Source organism: Bdellovibrio bacteriovorus, assembly GCF_001592735.1.
Classification (GTDB): Bacteria; Bdellovibrionota; Bdellovibrionia; order Bdellovibrionales; family Bdellovibrionaceae; genus Bdellovibrio; species Bdellovibrio bacteriovorus_D.
This window is the reverse complement of the sequence record NZ_LUKE01000002.1, coordinates 255,037-275,688: the sequence shown is the minus strand read 5'-3', so window position 1 is coordinate 275,688 and position 20,652 is coordinate 255,037. Positions and strand designations below refer to the sequence as shown.

The 20,652-nt window shown below is 45.5% G+C and carries 16 protein-coding genes; 10 read left to right on the top strand and 6 right to left on the bottom strand.

The window, feature by feature from the left end:
- Positions 1-3: 3 nt before the first annotated feature.
- The 3 genes from gspE to gspC form a co-directional block, all read right to left on the bottom strand.
- Positions 4-1,695 carry a type II secretion system ATPase GspE gene (gene gspE / locus AZI86_RS11820; RefSeq protein WP_061835393.1) on the bottom strand — a complete coding sequence of 564 codons (1,692 nt, stop codon included), beginning with the start codon at positions 1,693-1,695 and terminating at the stop codon, positions 4-6.
- A 3-nt stretch (positions 1,696-1,698) separates the two neighbouring features.
- Positions 1,699-4,023 carry a type II secretion system secretin GspD gene (gene gspD, locus AZI86_RS11815; RefSeq protein ID WP_061835392.1) on the bottom strand — a complete coding sequence of 775 codons (2,325 nt, stop codon included), beginning with the start codon at positions 4,021-4,023 and terminating at the stop codon, positions 1,699-1,701.
- A 79-nt stretch (positions 4,024-4,102) separates the two neighbouring features.
- Positions 4,103-5,011, bottom strand: a complete 909-nt coding sequence (gene gspC / locus AZI86_RS11810; protein ID WP_061835391.1) for a type II secretion system protein GspC — start codon at positions 5,009-5,011, stop codon at positions 4,103-4,105.
- Between the two features lie 244 nt (positions 5,012-5,255).
- On the opposite strand from gspC, the gene AZI86_RS11805 reads away from it, so the two are divergent.
- The 3 genes from AZI86_RS11805 (at position 5,256) to AZI86_RS11790 (ending at position 8,512) form a co-directional block, all read left to right on the top strand.
- The gene (locus tag AZI86_RS11805; RefSeq protein ID WP_157684696.1) at positions 5,256-5,816 is read left to right on the top strand and encodes a hypothetical protein; all 561 of its coding nucleotides are present in this window, start codon (positions 5,256-5,258) and stop codon (positions 5,814-5,816) included.
- Positions 5,817-6,389: 573 nt separating this feature from the next.
- Complete coding sequence (locus AZI86_RS11795) at positions 6,390-7,415, top strand: HNH endonuclease (protein WP_061835388.1); 1,026 nt, start codon at positions 6,390-6,392, stop codon at positions 7,413-7,415.
- 68 nt (positions 7,416-7,483) lie between these two features.
- Complete coding sequence (locus AZI86_RS11790; RefSeq protein WP_096000901.1) at positions 7,484-8,512, top strand: hypothetical protein; 1,029 nt, start codon at positions 7,484-7,486, stop codon at positions 8,510-8,512.
- 36 nt (positions 8,513-8,548) lie between these two features.
- Here AZI86_RS11790 and AZI86_RS11785 read toward each other — a convergent pair whose 3' ends face one another.
- From AZI86_RS11785 to AZI86_RS11775, 3 genes are all read right to left on the bottom strand, one after another.
- A complete protein-coding gene (locus AZI86_RS11785) occupies positions 8,549-8,971 on the bottom strand; it encodes a hypothetical protein (RefSeq protein ID WP_061835387.1) in 423 nt (140 codons plus the stop codon).
- Positions 8,972-9,154: 183 nt separating this feature from the next.
- Positions 9,155-10,282 (bottom strand): hypothetical protein, encoded by a 1,128-nt coding sequence (locus AZI86_RS11780; protein WP_061835386.1) that lies wholly within the window; start codon positions 10,280-10,282, stop codon positions 9,155-9,157.
- A complete protein-coding gene (locus tag AZI86_RS11775) occupies positions 10,283-10,858 on the bottom strand; it encodes a cob(I)yrinic acid a,c-diamide adenosyltransferase (RefSeq protein WP_061835385.1) in 576 nt (191 codons plus the stop codon).
- A gap of 73 nt (positions 10,859-10,931) precedes the next feature.
- On the opposite strand from AZI86_RS11775, the gene AZI86_RS11770 reads away from it, so the two are divergent.
- From AZI86_RS11770 to AZI86_RS11740, 7 genes are all read left to right on the top strand, one after another.
- Positions 10,932-11,744, top strand: a complete 813-nt coding sequence (locus tag AZI86_RS11770) for an N-formylglutamate amidohydrolase (RefSeq protein ID WP_061835384.1) — start codon at positions 10,932-10,934, stop codon at positions 11,742-11,744.
- A gap of 89 nt (positions 11,745-11,833) precedes the next feature.
- A complete protein-coding gene (locus AZI86_RS11765) occupies positions 11,834-13,246 on the top strand; it encodes a cytochrome c biogenesis protein ResB (protein WP_061835383.1) in 1,413 nt (470 codons plus the stop codon).
- Entirely contained in the window at positions 13,236-14,888 is a 1,653-nt protein-coding gene (locus tag AZI86_RS11760) for a cytochrome c biogenesis protein (RefSeq protein ID WP_253715906.1), read from the top strand. The genes AZI86_RS11765 and AZI86_RS11760 overlap by 11 nt, the downstream gene beginning before the upstream one ends.
- A 193-nt stretch (positions 14,889-15,081) precedes the next feature.
- Positions 15,082-15,618 carry a cytochrome c3 family protein gene (locus AZI86_RS19235; RefSeq protein ID WP_253715900.1) on the top strand — a complete coding sequence of 179 codons (537 nt, stop codon included), beginning with the start codon at positions 15,082-15,084 and terminating at the stop codon, positions 15,616-15,618.
- 17 nt (positions 15,619-15,635) lie between these two features.
- Complete coding sequence (locus tag AZI86_RS11750; protein WP_061835382.1) at positions 15,636-18,770, top strand: TAT-variant-translocated molybdopterin oxidoreductase; 3,135 nt, start codon at positions 15,636-15,638, stop codon at positions 18,768-18,770.
- Positions 18,767-20,128, top strand: coding sequence for an NrfD/PsrC family molybdoenzyme membrane anchor subunit (gene nrfD, locus AZI86_RS11745; protein WP_061835381.1), 1,362 nt, complete (start codon positions 18,767-18,769; stop codon positions 20,126-20,128). The genes AZI86_RS11750 and nrfD overlap by 4 nt, the downstream gene beginning before the upstream one ends.
- On the top strand, positions 20,128-20,652 hold the full coding sequence (locus tag AZI86_RS11740) for a DUF3341 domain-containing protein (protein WP_061835380.1): 525 nt from the start codon (positions 20,128-20,130) through the stop codon (positions 20,650-20,652). Before nrfD ends, AZI86_RS11740 begins: the two co-directional genes overlap by 1 nt.

Here is a 20,652-nt window from a genome sequence, read left to right as displayed (position 1 = left end):
TTCCTAAATATCCAACTGGGTATTTGAAGTCAGTTCTTCAATGGAAGTGATTCCCGTCAAAACTTTTTGTACGCCGTGATCACGGAAGGTTTTCATTCCGTTAGCGACGGCTTGTTTTTTGATCGAGTTACCGTCTTTGCGCTGCATGATCAAAGAACGAATATCGTCAGTCACAATTAAAAGCTCACTGATGGTCGTTCGACCGGAATAACCTTTTTGCCCACAGTGATTGCATCCCATCGGGCGGCAGATGTGGGCGTTTTTGGCTTGCTCTTTGGTAATTCCTAAAAGCTGAATCTCAAAATCGGTGGCCTCATGGGGGGCTTTGCAGTGCGGGCACAAAATACGCACCAAACGCTGAGCCACCACGCCCATGATTGACGTCGCAATCAAAAACGGCTCTACCCCGAAGTCAATCAAGCGGGGAAAGGCACCGGCAGAGTCATTGGTATGCAGAGTCGATAAAACCAAGTGACCTGTGAGTGAGGCTTGAATCGCGAGTTCGGCGGTTTCTAAGTCACGAATCTCTCCGACCATAATTGTATCCGGGTCTTGACGAAGGAAAGAGCGGAGGCCGGCTGCGAAAGTCAGCCCGATTTTAGAGTTCACCTGCACTTGACCAATCCCGTGAATACGTTGCTCCACGGGGTCTTCGACGGTCAAGATGTTGACGTCGGGTTGATTGAGTTTTGAAAGCGCACCGTACAAGGTTGTGGATTTCCCTGAACCCGTGGGGCCCGTCACGAGGAAAATTCCGTAACTGCGGCTTAAAAGATCATCTAATTTATCTAGATTTTCTTTTGAAAAACCCAATTGAGTCAGTTCAAGAACGATATTAGATCTATCTTGAATACGCATCACCACGCGCTCGCCAAAAGCGGTGGGCACCGTGGATAGACGAATATCGATATCTTTGCCGCCGACTTTCAACGGAATACGACCATCTTGCGGCAAACGTTTTTCAGCGATATTTAAGTTCGCCATGACCTTGATACGCGAGGTGATGGCATTTTGCAGTTTTTTAGGTGGTTTAAAGACGTCAAACAAAATACCGTCCGTACGAAAGCGCACGGCCATGTCTTTTTCATAGGGCTCGATATGAATATCGGAAGCTTTTTCTTTCACGGCTCGGAACAAAAGGCTGTTCACCATTTTAATAACCGGAGCATCATCTTCACCGGCCTCAAGAAGATCGACAATCGGATCATCGAGATCATAATCTTCTTCGTCAATTTCATCCAAACCAGAAAGATTGGCCGTACTTTTTTCGTAAACCTTATTGATGGCGTCCTGCAGGCGAGGAGTCGTGGTCACTAAAGGTTTTACTTTCTTTCCGAAAAGAACCTTTAGATCATCCATGCAATGCAAATTGACGGGATTGCTGGTCAGCGCAGTTAAAACATCCGGTTCGTCTTTATAAGGAAGGATGTTGTGCTGTTTTGCATAGTTGATCGGAATGTCGCGAACTAAGTCAGCCGAAATGTCACTGACGGGGATGTCTTTAATGAAATCCAACCCCAACTCTTTACAAAGATCTGCAACCACTTCATCCGCTGAAGAAAATTCTTTGGCCGCAAGCGCTTCGCCCACGTTGACGGGGCGAACCACAGAGGGACTGTTAAGAACAGAGCGAATTTGATCCTGTGTCAGCGAAGTGGCTTTAGACAGGACATTTTGAAGATCTAAAGAGGCCATCTATTATTCCTGTAGAGTGTCGTCCGGAATATCCGGAGTTGCACTTCCGCGAGCTTTTTGGTGAATAGGATCCATCTTTTTACCATAAGGATCCACGCCACCTTGGCTTTTAATAAACTCAACACGATCGTCCAGAGTTTGCGAAAGAATCTTGTTCGAGTCTGCCACAGTTCGGACGATTTTTGGAGTCAAGAACACGACCATGTTGGTCTTCTCTTTGGCAATCGTGCGTGATTTGAACAACCAGCCGATAATGGGGATATCGCCAAGAAGAGGAACCTTCGTAATAGACTCGATGTCATTTTCTTTCATGAGTCCACCTAGGATTGCCGTGTCACCGTTATTCACGTTGATCGTGGTTTTGATAGAACGTTTGGCAATCGGTTGCGTAGAGTCTTGGAAAGCCTTCGGAGAGCTCGCCGTTGAAAGCTGAGACACTTGTTGTTTGATTTCCATGCGGATCAAGTTTGTCGCCGGGCTGATAAATGGTTTTAACGTTAGCTTGATCGTCGCATCTTCAAACGTCGGCGTGGTGATCGGCGTTCCATTTGTGGGAGTTGTCGTTTGTGAACCGGTGACGACTTTATCACCGACCTCGATTTCACCCTCTTGATTGTTCAAAGTTAAGATCTGAGGCGTTGAAAGGATGTTGGCTTTTTTAGTGGTCTTAAGGAAGTTGATGAATCCCACAAGATTTGGGATGGATAACTTGGTTTTAGTTAAAGGATCCGTCACTTCAACCATTTTGCCTTCACCGAAACCGATGACCGCGCCATTGCCACCCGTAGGGCTTAGCATTTCTTCGATTTTAATGCCACCGTTAAAGCCGACTTTGCCGTACCCAGAATCGCTGTACTTATAGTATCCGACCCCCCAAGTGTTGCCGTCGGTAGCACTCATCTCCATGATGATGGCTTCGACGTAAACTTGGTCTTGCTGGATATCGATTTTGTTTAAAAGATTTAAGACCACTTCATAGTCTTGTTTGCTTGCCGTGATAACAAGTGTGTTTGTGCTTTTATCTGCGGTGATTTTAACATCGCCCCCAAAGATCTCTTGCGGGGCTTGCATTTGTCCACCAGCCCCAATCGGGGACAGAAGGCTGCCGCCCGTGGCTGGTTTTGGAGTTGCATCTTTAGTCACACCTTGAAGAGTTTGCGCGATTTTTTCTGCATCTCCATTTTTAACGTAATAAACGTAAACGCCACCCGTGTCTTCCGCGCGGATTTTAAAGTCTAATTGCGAGATCAATTTTTTAATACGTACGATACCTGATTTATTACCAACCACGATGATTGAATTGGTGCGGTCATCCGGAATCGCCATAAAAAAGCTGGCCCCTTGTTGAGAGCTGGCTCCAGAAGAACGCGAAAAGCGGGGAACGCCCGCTGTGAATGTTCCGGGCGCGCCACCTTGAGGCTTGCTTCCTTTGTTGACGATTTTATCAACAAGATCAGATAAATCTTTAGATTTGGCGTATTTTACCGGAATAACCTCAAGCTGCTCTTCAAATCCTGGAACATCTAATTGGCTGATGATTTTCATCACACGGTCAATATTCGCGCCCCAGTCAGAGATGATGATCGAGTTTGTGGGTTCGTAAATATTCATTTCACCATCTTTAGAAGGTAAAATACGAAGATCACGATTCACTTGCGCGGCAGAAATGTGTTTTAAGTGAATAATACGTGTGATCATCTGATCGGCGTTCGGATAATAAGCGCCAGAGAATGTCTCGATATTATCACGTTGCGCATTTCTTGCTGATTTTACTTTTAAGAAGCTGCCCATCGGAACCACGGTGAAACCGTTGATCGCCAAAGACGACAAGAAAGCTTTATAAGCTTCCGCCACGGTGATTTTTGACGGAGCAACGATCGTGATTTTACCGCGGACACCCGGATCGATAATAAAGTTCTTACCGGTCAGCTCGCCAATGGCCTTAATTAGGTCGGCGATTTCCACATTGGGAAAATCAAAGGACTCAATAGTTTCGGGGAAGTTTTGGCTGTTGATGTCTTCAATCGCGGCCTTAGAAAACTTATCTTTGGCATCTTTGCTTAAAACATCGTTCCCGCCGCCGATAGATCCGCTGCGAGCCCCGCCAGCGCGAGAGCCGCCATTATTAGCCGAAGGAATCGTGCTTGGTGGCGCTGGGGGCGGAGGGAACGAGTTGTTCATTCCTCCATCAAAATCACCAGCGTTAGAATCGCCAAAATCCGGCGGTGGAGGAGGAGGTGGGAAATCATCAAACTGCGCGTTCGCGGCCTGTCCCACGATCTGCGCGGTCATCAATGAAGCAATTCCTATGCTGACATTTTTTTTCATGTGGTTTCTCCCTCGTCCTAAAACAGAAACTAAAATAAAAACTAAATTCGCAAAAAATATTCTCTGTCGATCCCAAAACCTACTGAATGTTGTAGGTCATGTTCTCTTGCTTGCCATTTCGTTCCACTTGCAAGGTCACTTTCGGAGAATTTTTTAGCAAGTTATAAAGCTCCATGGCCTTGGCCGGACTGTCGACCGGTGTTCCGTCAACGGATTTAATCACATCCATGCGCTGCAAGCCCAATTGTTCGTAAATACTTCCGGGCTGCATATCAAGAATGCGGAAGCCGTTGATATTGCCAGTGCCGGGTTCACGATTCGGAACCGCACGGGCCTGCATCAAGACGGCTGAAAGGTCGTTGGTGTATTTAAGAACGTCGGCTCTTTTGATGCTGAAGGTGTTGTCACCACTGCGTTGAACCTCGGTGCCCGTGGTTCCAGAGGAGGGGCGCGCACTGCCGAAGGCCACTTTGCCTTCTTTTTTCATTTCGATAAATTCCAAGCGCCCGGAATTTGTATTGCGAAGAACGACTTTTTGGCGCTCAACACGAATGATCGTGGCAATACCTTCGATTTCTTTTTTCGGACTGTAAGAAATCACCTGACCTTTCCCTTTGACCTCGATGGCCGCGATGGATTTTTCAGGGTTGGAGTGAACCAATGTTCCGATCAATGTCAGCGGAAGCTGTGAAGGGACCGGATCTTCTTCGCGCTGTTCGCCTTTAGATTTGTCGACCAAGGCATCGGGGATTTGTCCGTTGGAAGCAAAAATATTTCGCGCAGTTATGTTGTTATAAGCTCCGCGACCGACACTCATATCCATGCGTTGAGATTTGGGATGTGCGGGGGGGGCCGTTTGGGGGAGCATGCGATCGCGATAGGCAAGAATTGCAAGGTCTGCAATGCAGTAACCCACGAAAATAAAAAGAAGATATGAATACCATCGCTCAAAAGGTGGGCGCTGATTTTTCGTATTGCGTGAAGCCACTGATGACAATCCTTTGCCTTGCTTTTAAACCGTGCTCTTAATTGCTTCGTTTTTAGTCTAGTCCTTAGACTTCCATCCATCCTAGCAGTTGGGCGGGGAGGCTGCAACTTGTTACCCGATTTCGGGTGCGGCCTAGACCAAGCAAAGTATAAGATTTTACTAGGGCTTCGCGGCAAAACTAGACCATCGTCGCAAGTGTAAAAATATTTATCGAAAATATCTCAACATAGGTCATGATAAAAGTATGAGAGTTCTCTACTTCACGGATGGAGCAGGAATCGATCTTCTTGGAATTCGCGAATCAGTTTTGCGCATTCCAGAAGTACTCACCTCTCTACGTCGAGGCCAGGAACAGGCTAAGTACGTAGATTTAATGCAGGTGATGTCGTTACCGGACGAAGATTTTCGTTTGGTCCCTTCGCCATTACGTACCCTTATTGTTAACCTGGTGCAAAGAGGTTTGCATCAGCGTTGGATAAATCGTGATCATCGCGCGGATTTAATCATCCGTCGCATCAATCATCGTTGTTTTGCCGACATTAAGAACGAAGTTTTGAATTTCATTCGCAGCAAAACGGAAGGCAAGTCGATTGCCACGCAAGATCTGCACTTATTGCATTTTTTAAGTCATGTTGAAATCACGATCATCGGCCCCGGTTATGACGAAATCGAAATCTGGTTGCGCCGTGAAATCTCCACTCGTGGGGACGTGAAAGTTTTAATCAAAGATGTCATTGCTTCTGATCCGCAGTTGGATTGGTTTTGGCCTAAGGTTAAAGAGACTTATTCGGCCCACATGGTCTAACTTTCAGACCCTCTTGCTTCCCCTTACTTTGAGCTTTNNAAAGCTCAAAGTAAGGGGAAGAAGATGATCTTGGGTTCAATCGGACTGTAGTCAGCTTTGTAATCAGCTTGGGTGAAGTTAGCGCTTCGGTCAGGCGCTTCGCGTGCCAGTGATTTTCGAATGTGCTTGCGCTCATTTTAAGTTTTCTATTTATGAAGTCATGGGATATTTTTATTCAAAATTCAAAATTCAAAATTCAAAATTCAAAATTCAAAATTCAAAATTCAAAATTCAAAATTCAAAATTCAAAACGCGGGCGCGTTGCGGCAAAATTAATTTGTAATGTCGAATTTATTTGCCATGGTTTTCGTGTTTTTAAATTTGGCTTTAGGCATAGATAAATTATTTTCAACGACGGTTCTTGTTTTTCTTTTTTGCGTTGAATGTTGGGCGGTTTAAGCGTTTCTAATTGCGATATTCCTGGGCTTTGTAAGCGCATTCTTCATTCTGAAAAACCTTAAAATTGCGTTTCAAAAAGCTATGTTAAGTTCCTTTTCGAGAGAGTTCTTTAACTAAAAAAGTGGAAAGATTAAAATGGACTTACAGAATTTTTCAAATTCAGAGATTGTTCATCGCATGCAAAAGTTGGTGAAGACCGAGCGAAAAATCACGCACTTGGTTTTGGTGCACATCCTAGAAATTGAAGCGCGTCGGATCTATGCCGAACTTGGCTATGATGGTATGTACACCTATTTAACCCGTGAACTGGGTTATTCTGAAGCGGCGGCTTATCGTCGTTTGCAGTCGGCAAGGCTTTTGAAACAAATGCCGGAACTTTCAGAAAAAATCGAATCTGGCGCTTTACATTTATCTCAGCTGACGCGTGTGCAGAAATGTCTTAAAGAAAAATCCCAAAAAGGGGCGATGATTTCCTGTGCGCAAGTTTTAACGATTTTAGAAAAAGTGGAAAATAAAAACACATTCCAAACAGAGGCCGTTCTGGCTAAAGAATTTGATTTGCCGATACCATCTTATGAGGTTTTACGTCCACAAAGTGACGAATCTGTTCGCCTTGAAATTACCTTAACGGCAGAGCAGTTTAAAGAATTACAAAAAGCAAAGGACCTTTTATCGCATGTGTGCCCTCATGGGGAATGGTCGGAAGTCATTGGTGCGTTGGCGAGAAAATTTAATGATAAAAATATTTTGAAATCAAATGCCCCAAGAGCGACCTTAAATTCAAAAAAATTATCCAGCGAGGGGATTTTTGTGGAAAACGTTAACGAGGATGTTTCCGCCAATGAGAACGGCAATAGAAATAGTCTAGGCACTAAAGAGCTGGTGACCGACAGAGTCATCGCTACGAAGGTGAGTCCGCGAAAAGCGATTTCGGTTGCGGTTAAAAAAGAACTTTTCCGTAAAGCCAATGCGTGCTGCGAATACGTGAATAAAAAGAACCGGCAACGCTGTGGATCTAAATACCAGTTGCAAATTGATCATGTGAAGCCGGTGGCCTTCGGTGGGACAAGTGATTTAACGAATTTACGAATCTTGTGTCGAACGCATAATTTACTAGCTGCAGAAAAAGCGGGGCTTTCAGATAAAAGGGCCAGAGGGTGAATTTTCTACTCATAAGAAAATAATTTGAATCATTTGCGCTAATGAGGGTGTGCGGGTAAGCTTTCGGCATGGCAAAAAAGAAAGCTTCGGCAAAAAATACGGCGGCGAAAAAAACGACGTCGAAACTGAAATCTGGAAAAACTAACGTCTTGAAACCTAAATCATCGAGGTCTGCAATGCCTGCTCGCACCTCCGCCGATCTTAAAAAATTTCTAAATGATTTAAACACGGCGACGAAAGTTCCCACCACATCGGATCTTGCGCCGCTGGTTTTGCCTGAGTATCCCTTTGATCATCAGCTTTTGTCGGCCAGCTCTGTCTATGAACGCAGTCGGCGTCTGTATAATTCTTTGGGAGGGATTTTTCAGCCGCGCCTTTGTTCGACGATGCGATCTTTAAGTCATCAGGATTTATTTAAGGATCAAATTGATTTTACGCCGTCGGCGACAGAATTTTATTGGTTCCGCGATCACGCCGCAAAAATTTACGATCCCGATGCGCACATGAAGTCTATGCAGCTGTTTAATGAGATCTCTTTATATCATGAACAAAACCACCGCATTGTATGGCGTGTTTTGCCTCCGGCGCCCCAAGAGGAACGCGATCTGCAGAGATATTTGAATTTTGCCGAAAGTTTGGTGGTGACGATGGATTTGGCTCTAGGGGACGCCTTAGGAAAAGATCTTTCCAACACGTTTGAAAGATTAAGACTTATTTATCGCCCTGGCGGGGAAGATGTTTGGGCAAAAAAATCCTCGGAAGTATATCGCCAGTATTTACTAGCAGTATTGTGTGCGACCTACATGTTGCTTGAAAGAGTTTTTGCGAAAGACATTCTAAAAGCCCTGAATTATATTTTCCCTGATCAAAAGGTTATGAATAAAGATGCGACCCAAAGAGCGTTGGGCCTCAGTGAGCTTTTTACCGAAAATACCAATCCCCAATGGCAAAAATTAAACTGGAAGTCCGCGCAAGAAAAGTTAGAAGAAATGCATATAGAATCCGAAGAGGAGGCACTTTATTTGCCGGAAGATCCGCTGGATCTAGAAGAAGAATTTATCTTTGCGCATCGACTGTTCGATTTGTTTGAGATTTAAAATAAATTTAAAAAACAATCTGCCTCGAGGCTTCTTTTAGCGAACAGAGCCTGAAGCGTTGAAACGATCATTAAACACCGGACGATAATGAATCGTACTGGTGTAATCCGTCATGCGATACGGATACAAATGGCTTTGGTATTCAACTTCGGGTTCGATAAACTCCACGCGAGTGGATTTTCTTAAGGCACCACTTAAAGTGAGATCTAAATCTTTAGGCAATCGCATCATCGAACGCGAGGACGTTCGGGCCACGTAACCTTCTAGTTCCATTTGACGAGCATTTTGTTCCGGCGACAGACCCGAATTCGCCGTGGAAACAGTCGTATAATCCGGGGTGAAATTTTGGGAGGAAGAAGTGTCCGAAGTGGTGATGCAAGAGACGAGGAGTGTGGTTGCGCTAAAAAGAGCGATAACGGAAAGCCAAGATTTTGAAAAGAGGCGCAAGTATCGATACATGGAAATCTCCTAAGGTCTTAGCAAAGCAAGCTTTACGCCACCTAAAAAGTAAATAAGAGGGAGATGATCCTTTGGACAGTCATAGCGCGCGTTTTTTGTTATCGAAACGTCAAAAATTAGGTGCCATTGCGTCGTCTCAAAATGAGATTTCAGGGGCAAAACCAAGTCGTTGCCGCAAAAGCATCACAGCGCAAAGAAAGGTTCCATCTCCGCCGCTTTTTCATTGGCGGGATGTAAAAAGCTAGGGATCTCTTGATCCGGTGGATGCAGTAAGTAAATACCAAAAGGCATTTTGGCAGAGATCAAAGTCGGCGGACGACGGTAAATGTATTCCGAGCGCTGCTGGTTATACACGATAAACTCATGCTCATGAGCTTCGTCGTAAGCCTTCCATAACAAGCTTTGAAAGATATCGCCATTATCGGCAAACAAGAAACACAAATACTTAAAATTAAACCCGGCTTCGACTTTCAGGCGTGAGTAAGGCTTGGTCAAAGTGCGTGTCCAACCCAAGCGTTTGCCGAACTTTAAAAACTGACGGAAGTTGTGTGCGCGCAGAGAATATTCCATTGGAATAAACTCTTGCATATTACCCGCAGACCACGGGGCGCAGCACCCGACAATATTGTCGTTTTTGTCAAAAGCCACTAAGAAATCTTCTAGGTTTAAATCTTTCCAGCGTTCCAATTTTTCATGAAAGCTCTGTGCATCCCAGACCGTCGCTAAATCTCGCTGACGAGATTTTTGAATAATATAATAAATCAAAGCATCGACATTGGCGGCACTGCCACGACGAATACGCAAATGAGGCAATGGTGTTCGCGCCCAAGGCAAGCGGCCATGAACCGAGACCATATTAAATCTGCGGAATAAATGATACTGCGGCAAAGGACGCTTTAAAGTCCGTGGGCGAACAAAGGCGTTAAGTGCTTGCACATCGCCCATGCTTAAAACTGAAAACAAGTATTTACAATCAAAGGTTTTGAAAACCTCATTCATCACGGGTAAAAAATGCTTAGACCACTCTAAAACCGCGCGGCGATTTGAAGAAATCCGCAAATCGCGTCCGAAGGCCACTTTTTGAACCTTGTCATCCAAAAGCACATCGCGAATTACAAAGCTCGCAATGCCTTCAAGCTTGTCGTCCTCACGCAGTTGGTAAGTTAAATGCTGATCGGACTGAACGGCATAAGGCGCAAAGAAATCTCCGTTGCGATCGACTTTCACGTCCACCAAACCGCGGCTTAAAAAGGTTTTATAAAATTCAGAAAGATTTTTGGTGTCTTCGGGACGAGCAATCTCAAGATTCATCTAAGTTTTTTTCCAAACAACGTCAGGATGACTGGTTTTTAAATTCGACCAGCGAGCAGCCACAAAAAGAAAATCACTTAAGCGATTTAAGTATTGCAACGTCAAAGAATAACGTTCGTCTTTCACGGCGATTTCCGCCGAGCGGCGTTCGGCGCGACGACAGAAAGTACGGGCCACATGCAAGTGAGCCGAGACAATATGACCCGCCGGTAAAATAAACTGGCGCAGCTCCGGCAATTCGGCCGTCATTTGATCAATTTCGTGTTCAACATGCTTGATTTGTTCTTCGGTGATCAGGGGCAGCATCTTAAAGACTTCGTCTTTTTCCGTGGCTAGCAAGCTGCCAATGTTAAACAACTCGTTTTGGATTTTTTCTAAAACGGCGTCCAGGCTTAATAACGCAACATGCATTACCAAAGAAGAACGAACCACGCCCAGGTAACTGTTCAGTTCATCCACGGTGCCATAGGCCTCAACGCGAGGATTGAACTTTTCAACACAAGAGCCATCCACCAGACGGGTGGTTCCTTTGTCGCCGGTCCGGGTATAGATTTTTGCCTTTGGAACGTCGCTCATGTGTTCATCTCCATTAAGCAGTCGTAGTCATTAAAGTGTTGATTTTTTTTAAAGATAGGTCAAGGCTTTGAGCATGGCCGACAATCAAGTTCCCTTATTCGTAACAATCCCTCATTCCGGAGAAAAAATTCCTCCACAAACTCCCTGGTTGAACACTCTTCCAGAGGAAATCCTGATGTGCGACGTGGATCGCTATGTGGACTTTTTGTATGAGCCCAGTCTGCATAAGTTAAAAATCCCCTATGTCAAAACAGAGTGGCATCGGTATGCAGCCGATTTAAATCGAATCCCAGATGATGTGGATTCTTCTTCGGTGATCGGCAATAAAAATCCGGCCGGAACTCACAACCGTGGATTTCATTGGGTGATTACCACGTACAAGCATCCCCTGATGAATGAGCCCATGTCCTCGGAGGCCCATCAGGAATTGGTAAAGCTGATTTACGACCCTTTTCACGAGGGCATAAAAAAACTGTATCAGGACATGCACGAAAAAGGTTTCAAAAAAACCTATCACATTGATGCGCACAGCATGCCTTCGGTGGGGACAAGCGAACATCGTGATCCGGGGGAAACCCGCGCGGATATCGTGGTCAGCGACAGCAAGGGTAAAAGCTGTGACCCAAGATTCAAAGATTTGGTGATCTCTGCTTATGTGACGGCAGGATTTAAAGTGGGTTACAATTGGCCGTATTTTGGCGGTCGCGTCACGGAACAATACGGAAACCCGTCAAGAGAACAACACACGCTTCAGGTTGAAATGAATCGTTCCTTGTACATGGATGAGAAAACTAAAAAATTAAAACCGGAAGAGGCGAAGAAAACGCAAGAAAAAGTGCTGTTCGCTTTAAGCTATATCCGCAACAATTTGATGCATATAATGTAGGGCGTCGAGAGTCGAAAAGCATGGTCAGATGCTTCTAGTTTTATTAAAGCTAGGGGAATCATTTTGTTTGCAACAAGGGAAGACCCGTTTTGAGTAAAGCACCTAGCTCGCAGAAATCTTTATGGAGAAAATGGAATAAGCCTTTAGCGTCATTAAAGCTGGCGGTTTTTGTTATTTTGGGTTTAGCCGTTATCACTTCGGTCGGAACTTTCGTTGAGGCCAAGTACGATGCTTACGCTGCCAGAAAACTCGTTTACGACACGTGGTGGATGTATTCTATCTTGGGACTTTTGATTATCAACCTGATCGGGGTGATGCTGGATCGTTGGCCTTGGAAAAAGCGTCATACCTCTTTTGTTTTAGCGCACATCGGGATTATCATTCTTTTGTTTGGCTCTTGGTTGACGATGAAGTACGGCCTGGATGGTTCTATGCGTATCGGGATCGGGGAATCAAACAACTTGGTGCAATTGCCGGAAACAGATCTGGTGGTTTACACCAGTTTTGATGGGGATCGTTATACAAAAACCTTCGAAGAAGAAGTGGATTTTTTCAAATACCCGCCGACGGAAAAGAATCCCAAAGTCATCCCCGCATACGAATCCAAAATTGAAATTATTGATTATCAAAAGTACGTTTTGCCTTCCAAAAAAGTCATCGCCGGTGAAGTCGGTAAGGCGGGCGCGGGATTGCGCTTTCAGTTGCAAAATCCAAACGTCAACGTGATTGAGTGGTTGGTGCAACGCAAACCCAATGCTTTGACGACACATAATTTTGGGCCCGCGCAAATTCACCTGGGTCCCGCGCCAACAGAAGGTCGCGGGGCGAATGAAATTTATCTGACCCCGGGGACGGACAGTTTAAAATATGTGGTCTTTCAGAAAGATCAAAAGAAGCCCTTAAAAACCGGCACGGTGAAAGAGGGGGATACTTTTGACCCGGGCTTTAAGATGGCGTTGCAATTCCGTGTTTTGCGCTATTTGCCTGCGGCGGCTGAGGACTGGGATTTGCAACCGTCCGAGCGTCCCACACCATTGACGACATCCGCGGTGAAAATCCGTTTTGATGGCAAAGATCACTGGGTCTTATTGAACGATATGACCAAGCTTTTTACCAACAATGCCGTTTACTTGCTGACGTACGGAAATCGCCGTGTGGATATCGGGTTTAAGCTAGATTTAGTGAATTTCGAAGTGAATCGTTATCAAGGAACGATGCGCGCGATGGCCTATGAAAGTGTCGTTAAACTTCCGGACGGATCCGAGCATACGATTTCGATGAATGAGCCTTTAAAATACAAAGGTCTGACAATTTACCAAGCCAGCTTTCAAGAGGAAGAGGGGCGTCCTGTCGCTTCAATCTTTTCCGTGAATCAAGATCCGGGTCGTTTTACGAAATATCTTGGATCTTTAGTCATCAGCTTAGGCATTGTGTTTTTGATGTGGTTTAAGCACATGGATTTCAAACTTGCGAAAAAAGAGAGTAACAAAGATGGGCAATAATATAAAAAAAATGGTGTTCTTTCTTCTTTCGGTGGTGTTTTGTTTTTCGGCGAAAGCGGCGCCCGGTGATGGGTTAAAGTATCTTCCCGTGCAAGACGGGGGGCGGGTGAAGCCCTACGACAGCTTCGCGCGTGAGATGTTAGAAATCGTTTATGGTAAAACTAAGTTTGAAAAACGCAATGCCACCGAAATCGTGATGACGTGGATGTTAGCGCCTCAGTCTTGGGAAGGTAAAAAGATCTTTGAAGTTCGCAATCATCAAGTTTTAGAAGCGCTTAAATTGCCTAAAGAGCAAAGATATTTTACCGGAGCCGAAATCTTTGGAAATGAGCGCTTCACTTTATTAAGACAAGAGTTGCAAAACAAACGTGAATCTAAAGAAAAACTGAATCCTTACTTCCAAGCTTTGCAGCGCTTAGAAAACCAGTTCTTCACGTTTCAAGAGATCGCTGCCGGGCGTATGCTAAAGCTCGTGCCACCGGTCGAGGGTGATGCGTGGATTTCAGTTTCAGAAATGCAGCCAGAGCAACAAGAAGTTTTCATGGAGGTGACCAAGGCCTTCGTAAGTCATATTGGGGCCATGGCTTCAGAGCAAAGCACGGCGCAAACGGGGGCGGATTTAGATGCGGCCCTTGTTAAGTTTCAAGAGTCTGCTAAGAAGCAAAATCCCGTCCTTTACGATCATGCCTCTAAGATTCGTGCCGAGGTTCACTATAATGAGTTCCATCCATTCCGCTGGTCTTATATTTTATATTTTATCGCGTTCACTTTGTTGCTTCTGGTTTGGACTTTAAATAAGCCAGGATTATCAAAAGCCGCCTGGGTGTTTTTAATTGCAGGTTTCATTTTGCACACCTATGGATTTGGTCTGCGTATGTATATCATGGGGCGGGCGCCGGTTTCTAATATGTATGAGACGGTGATTTGGGTGTCCTGGGGCACCATCCTTTTTGCGGCGATCTTAGAATTGATCTATAAGTTCCGCGTCTTTTTGGTGGCGGGAACTCTGGTGGCGGCATTTGGTCTAGTCATTGCGGATTTTGCTCCGGCGGTTCTGGATCCGACGTTGCAACCTTTAGAGCCCGTGTTGCGCAGTAATTATTGGCTGACGATTCACGTGATGACTATCACTATCAGTTACGCGGCTTTTTTCTTGGCATTCGGTTTGGGGGATCTTGGTTTATTTTACTACCTCCGTGGAGAAGAAAAGTATCAACATCAAATCCGCAGTGTGGTGACGGGAATCTATCGTTCCATCCAAATCGGTGTCGCTTTTTTGGCTCCAGGAATTATCTTGGGGGGGATTTGGGCAGACTATTCGTGGGGTCGTTTCTGGGGCTGGGACCCGAAAGAAACTTGGGCTTTGATCGCGCTTTTAGGGTACCTCGCGGTTCTGCATGCACGTTATGCGGGAATGATTAAAAACTTCGGCATGGTAGTGACAGGCATTATCACTTTCTCTTTGGTGATTATGGCTTGGTACGGAGTGAATTTCGTTCTTGGCGCAGGGCTTCATTCCTATGGATTCGGTGCCGGGGGTATTGAATATGTTTCGGCTTTTGTCGGTTTGCATATTCTTGCGGTTATCTATGTCGCGATTCTTCGTCGTGGCCGTAATTCTTCCGACAAAAAATCTGCTTAAGGTTTGAGCGAAGAAGCGCGAAGCATCGCGCTTTTTCAATTTGCTTGCAAAAAGAATATGGACAACTGGACTTTTCCACCTTTAAATAGACACCAAATAGAAGTCACGATTTTGTCATCAATTTCTGATGGGCGAGAAATTCGCGCGCCAGAGAAGTGCTGACATTGAGTTACATCGAGTTAGAAGGATGATTATGCATCGAGTACTTAAAACTAAAGCGGGCGCAATGGCTTTGTTCTGCGCACTGATGGTTTCAACACTCCTGACGGGTTGTAAGTTTCAACCAGGTTTCGGATATAACAAAGGATATGCTCCCGAGCAGCCTATCGCCTTTGACCACAGTCTTCACGTGAACACCAATAAGATTCAGTGTCAGTACTGCCACAACCAAGTAGAGCGTACAAAGCATTCGAATATTCCAGCTCTTTCAACTTGTATGAATTGCCATCTTCAGGTTGCGACCGACAAACCAGACATTCAAAAATTGCGTGAAGCTTACGATAAAGGTGAATCTATTCAATGGGTCAGAGTCCACATGCTTCCTGACTTCGTTCACTTTAATCACAATGCGCACATTGCTAAGGGCGTGAACTGTCAAACGTGTCACGGTCCTATTGAGACAATGAAAAAAGTGGAGCAATTCTCTGACTTGTCTATGGGTTGGTGTGTGAACTGTCACCGTCAGCCAGAAAATAAAGCTCCTCTTAACTGTTCAACTTGCCACTACTAAAGGTTTCGGAAGGTATCATGTCTGAAATGCATCACGACCACGAGTTAGAAATGAAAAAGGCGCTTCGTCCCGCGGATTCGGCGATTGAACGCGACCCAAAATACTGGAACAGCTTAGAGCAATGGAGTAACGATCCCGACTTCATGAAGCTGGCGGCGACCGAATTTAAATCATCACCTCTTCGTCAAGATGATGATGGCAGCCAAGATGGTTGGGCCCGTCGTGAGTTCTTAAAACTCATGGGCGCTTCTATTGCATTGGCGAGTGCGGGTTGCATCCGTCGTCCGGTTCAAAAAATCGTCCCTTATAATAAACAACCTGAAGAAGTCACTTTAGGTGTTGCGAACTATTATACATCGGCTTACTTTGACGGTTCTGATGCTGTCGGTATGTTGGTAAAAACGCGTGAAGGTCGCCCGATTCATATCGAAGGTGGCACGCACCCCTACAGCGGTAGTGGTTTGAATATCCGCTCGCAAGCGGCATTGTTAAACTTGTACGATCCTGAGCGCGCCCAAGGGCCTAAGCGCAATCTATTTAACGAAAAGAAATCCAACAGCCAAATCATCGACGTAAAATGGGAAGACGCGGACGCGAAAATCTCTGAACAGTTGAAAAAAGGGGATGTGGTCGTTTTGACAGGGAATGTGATTTCTCCGTCAACGCGGGCGTTGCTTGGTGATTTCACTTCCGCCTTCCGTGCTAAACACGTGGTTTGGGAGGCCATCTCTGAAGAAGACGTAAGAAATGGTCAAAAAGCTTCTTACGGCGATGCCATCGTTCCAGCTTATCGTTTTGATAATGCAAAAATGATCGTTTCTGTTGACGCCGATTTCTTGGGAACTTGGATTGCGCCAACAGCATTCACAAATCAATTTGTGAACGGCCGTAAAGACATCAAAAACATGAATCGCATGGTGTCTTTTGATTCGAACTACTCTTTGACGGGTGCAAACTCGGACATCCGCTTCAAAATCAAACCTTCACAACAATTAGATGTTGTTATGGGCTTGATCCATGAAATCGTGGTGAATAAAGGTCACGGTTCTTACGCTGGAAATGCGTCTGTTAAATCAACTCTGGCTCCTTTTGCAAACACAGCCGCAAAACTTGGTTTTGAACCGGCGCAATTTGCAAAAGTAGCGGCAGATTTGATTGCCAATGCCGGACAGTCTCTTGTTGTGGCGGGTGGTTTGACAGCACAAACAGAAAAAGCGACAGAGCTGCAAATTGCCGTGAACTTCCTAAACTCCGTTTTAGGAAATGAGGGTAAAACTGTTGACGCTCGTGGTGCCAATAACGCTTTCAAATCTTCTTACGAAGAAATGGGCACTTTGATCGCTGATATGAAGGCGGGCAAAGTTAAAACCTTGATCATTCACCGAGTGAACCCAGGTTTTGCATTGCCGGCTGAAATGGGTTTGATTGAAGCGATTCGTAAAGTCGAAATGGTGATCTATACGGGTGACCGTGTGGATGAAACAGGTGTCTTTGCGGATTACCTAACTCCAGACAATCATGCTTTAGAATCTTGGAACGATGCTGAGCTGGCACCCGGTGTTTACACCATCTGCCAACCGGCGATCCGTCCCATGTATGACACTCGTTCTTTCCAATTGTCTTTGATGACGTGGGCGAAACTTGCAAAAACAGGTTCTTCGCGCATGACATCTCCAGAAACATATTACGACTATGTTCGTGCGTTCTGGAAATCAGAAGTTCTTAAAGGTGGGGACTTTGAAGAGGCATGGCAAACTGCTTTGCAAAAAGGATACGCGGGTCAAGAAGCCAAAGGCGGCAGCGCTCGTTCCTTTAAAGTTGACGCTTTCACCGGTATTAAGCCGGCGGCGGCAAATGATGGATTTGAAATTGCCCTTTATGCGACTTCACAAATGGGTGACGGTCGTCTGAACAACGTTTCTTGGATCCATGAACTCCCAGATCCAGTGACAAAAATCGTGTGGGATAACTACGTGATGGTTTCTTTGGGCACCGCTGAAAAACACGGTCTTAAAGAAGGCTCTGTCGTTGAAATCTCTGTCGGCGATAAAAAAATCGAAATGCCTGTTCACATCCAACCAGGTTTGCATGATCAAGTCTTGGCGATGGCTGTCGGTTACGGACGCACGCGCGTGGGTAAGGTCGGTAACGGCATCGGTAAAAATGTCTTCCCATTAGCAACGTTCAAAAATGGTCAAATGGTGTTCTCTGGGGCGCCGGCGACATTTACTAAGCTTGCAAAAAAATATGATCTTGCTTGCACGCAAGGTCACCACACGATGGAAGGTCGTTCTTTAGCTATTGAAGTCACAAATAAAGACTTCCAAAAAAGTGCTAAAGCAGGCATCCCACATCCTCATATCTGGTCGATCTGGTCAGGTCATGAGTACAGTGGTCATAAATGGGGAATGGCTGTAGACCTTCACACTTGTACCGGTTGCTCGGCATGTGTGGTGGCCTGCCAATCTGAAAATAATATTCCCGTGGTTGGTAAAAAGTACGTTCTTGAAGGACGTGAAATGCACTGGATCCGTATTGACCGTTACTACATGGGGGATCCGGCGAATGCGGAAGCGATCTTCCAACCGGTTATGTGTCAACACTGTGACAATGCGCCTTGCGAAACGGTGTGTCCAGTTCTAGCAACTGTTCACTCTGACGAAGGTTTGAATGACATGGTTTACAACCGTTGCGTGGGAACTCGTTACTGCGCGAATAACTGTCCATACAAAGTCCGTCGTTTCAACTGGTTCAACTATGCTAAGTTGATCGAAAAACCATTGAACATGGCTTTGAATCCATCTGTCGGTGTTCGTACACGCGGGGTGATGGAAAAATGTACGTTCTGCGTTCAACGTATCCAAGATGCGAAAACAGTCGCGCGTAATGAAAAACGCCAAGTTCGTGACGGGGATATTAAAGTAGCCTGCCAAACAGCCTGCCCAGCAGGTGGTATCGTGTTCGGTGACCTTAATGATCCAACAAGCGAAGTGGCAAAAATCTTCAAAACCGAAGAGCGTGGTTACGGTCTTCTTGAAGAATGGCATGCGAAACCTTCAGTAAGATACCTTACGAAGATTCGCAACAACGACAAAGAATCAACAGGTGGCCACAACGGTCACGGTACTGCGAAACAAGGTGAGCACTCATGATGAAGCGTAACCCATTAGTCCTAGGTAATAAGACTTTAAAAGACGTTTCTGACGATATCTGCGCTCCGGTAGAGACCTTCCCTGGTAAAGGCTGGGTGGGTCTTTTCTTAGGTGCGAAGACATTGTTGTTATTTTATATCTGCATTCTAGCGTCGGTTGTGGGCGTTGGTATCGGTTTGCTGGGTGTGAATAGCCCGGTATTCTGGGGTACGATGATCGTGACATTCGTATTCTGGATCGGTATCGGCCATGCGGGGACGTTGATCTCGGCGGTTCTTTTCTTGTTCCGTCAAAAATGGAGAACGTCGGTTGCAAGAACAGCGGAAGCCATGACGGTCTTTGCCGTTATGACTGCGGGTCTGTTTCCGTTACTTCACACGGGTCGTCCTTGGTTGGATTACTGGTTGTTCCCGTATCCAAATCAACGTGGACCTTTGTGGGTGAATTTCCGAAGCCCGTTACTTTGGGACGTTTTCGCCGTATCAACATACGCGACAGTTTCAATGGTCTTCTGGTACATCGGCTTGGTTCCTGACTTTGCAACTATTAAAGATCGCGCGAAAAATAAAATTCGTCGTTCGGTTTACGGTGCTTTGTCATTGGGCTGGCGCGGAACTGCAAAAAACTGGTCACACTATGAAATGGTGTACTTAATCCTTGCGGGTCTTTCGACGCCACTAGTTCTTTCGGTTCATACGATCGTCTCTTTCGACTTCGCGGTTTCGAACTTGCCAGGTTGGCATACGACGATCTTCCCTCCGTACTTCGTTGCGGGTGCGATCTTCTCAGGTTTTGCGATGGTTGTGACTTTGATGACGCTGGTTCGTATCGGCTTCCCAGAGTTTAAAAACTACGTCACCTTGGACCACATGGAAGTGATGAATAAAATCATCATGACCACCGGGATGCTCGTGGGTTACGCGTATGCGTCTGAGTTCTTTATTGCTTGGTATTCAGGAAATCCATTTGAGCGTTTTGTGTTCGTCAACCGCGCTTTCGGTCCTTATGGCTGGTCGTACTGGGTGATGGTGACTTGTAACGTTTTGATTCCTCAAGTGTTCTGGTTCCGTAAAATGCGTCGTTCAATCCCTGTGATGTTCGTCGTTTCTATCTTCGTGAATATCGGTATGTGGTTTGAACGTTTCGTTATCACCGTAACGTCACTTCACCGCGACTTCTTACCATCAAGCTGGGGCATGTACGCATGGTCTTGGTTTGACACCGGGGTTCTTGTTGGATCCTTCGGTATGTTCCTGACCTTGTTCTTATTATATCTTCGTTTATTCCCAGCGATCTCTATTGCTGAGGTTAAACCGGTGCTGAATGTGGGTTACGACGATAAAGGAGGGCACCACTAATGGCTTCTCAATATACAAGAGGTATTGCTGGTATCTGGTTGGACGAGGCGGGGATTTTAAAAGCCGCTCGTAAAACTCGCGAAGCAGGCTTTCAAAAATTTGACGCTATTTCTGGCTATCCAATTCACGGAATGGAAGAAGCTTGCGGAATCAAAAGATCTTGGATTCCATATGTGACTTTCGTGGCGGCGTTGGTGGGCTTGACGGGTGGTTTGGCCTTAACTTGGTGGACATCCGCGGTCAACTGGGCCGTGAATGTGGGTGGTAAGCCTTTCTTCTCTTTACCTGCGTTTGTACCCATCATGTTTGAATTAACGATTTTATTTGCTGCTCTTTGTTCGGTCGGTGCGCTTTTTGTAGCATGCCGTATTCCGCGCATGGATCCGCCAATTATCGATCCAGATTTAAGCAGTCATAAGTTTGCGATCTTCATTCCGCACGATGATGTGGGATACGATGAAGCGCGCATCGAAAAGATGTTTAAAGATTTGGGCGCAACTGAGATTAAGCGTACGGAGTACTAA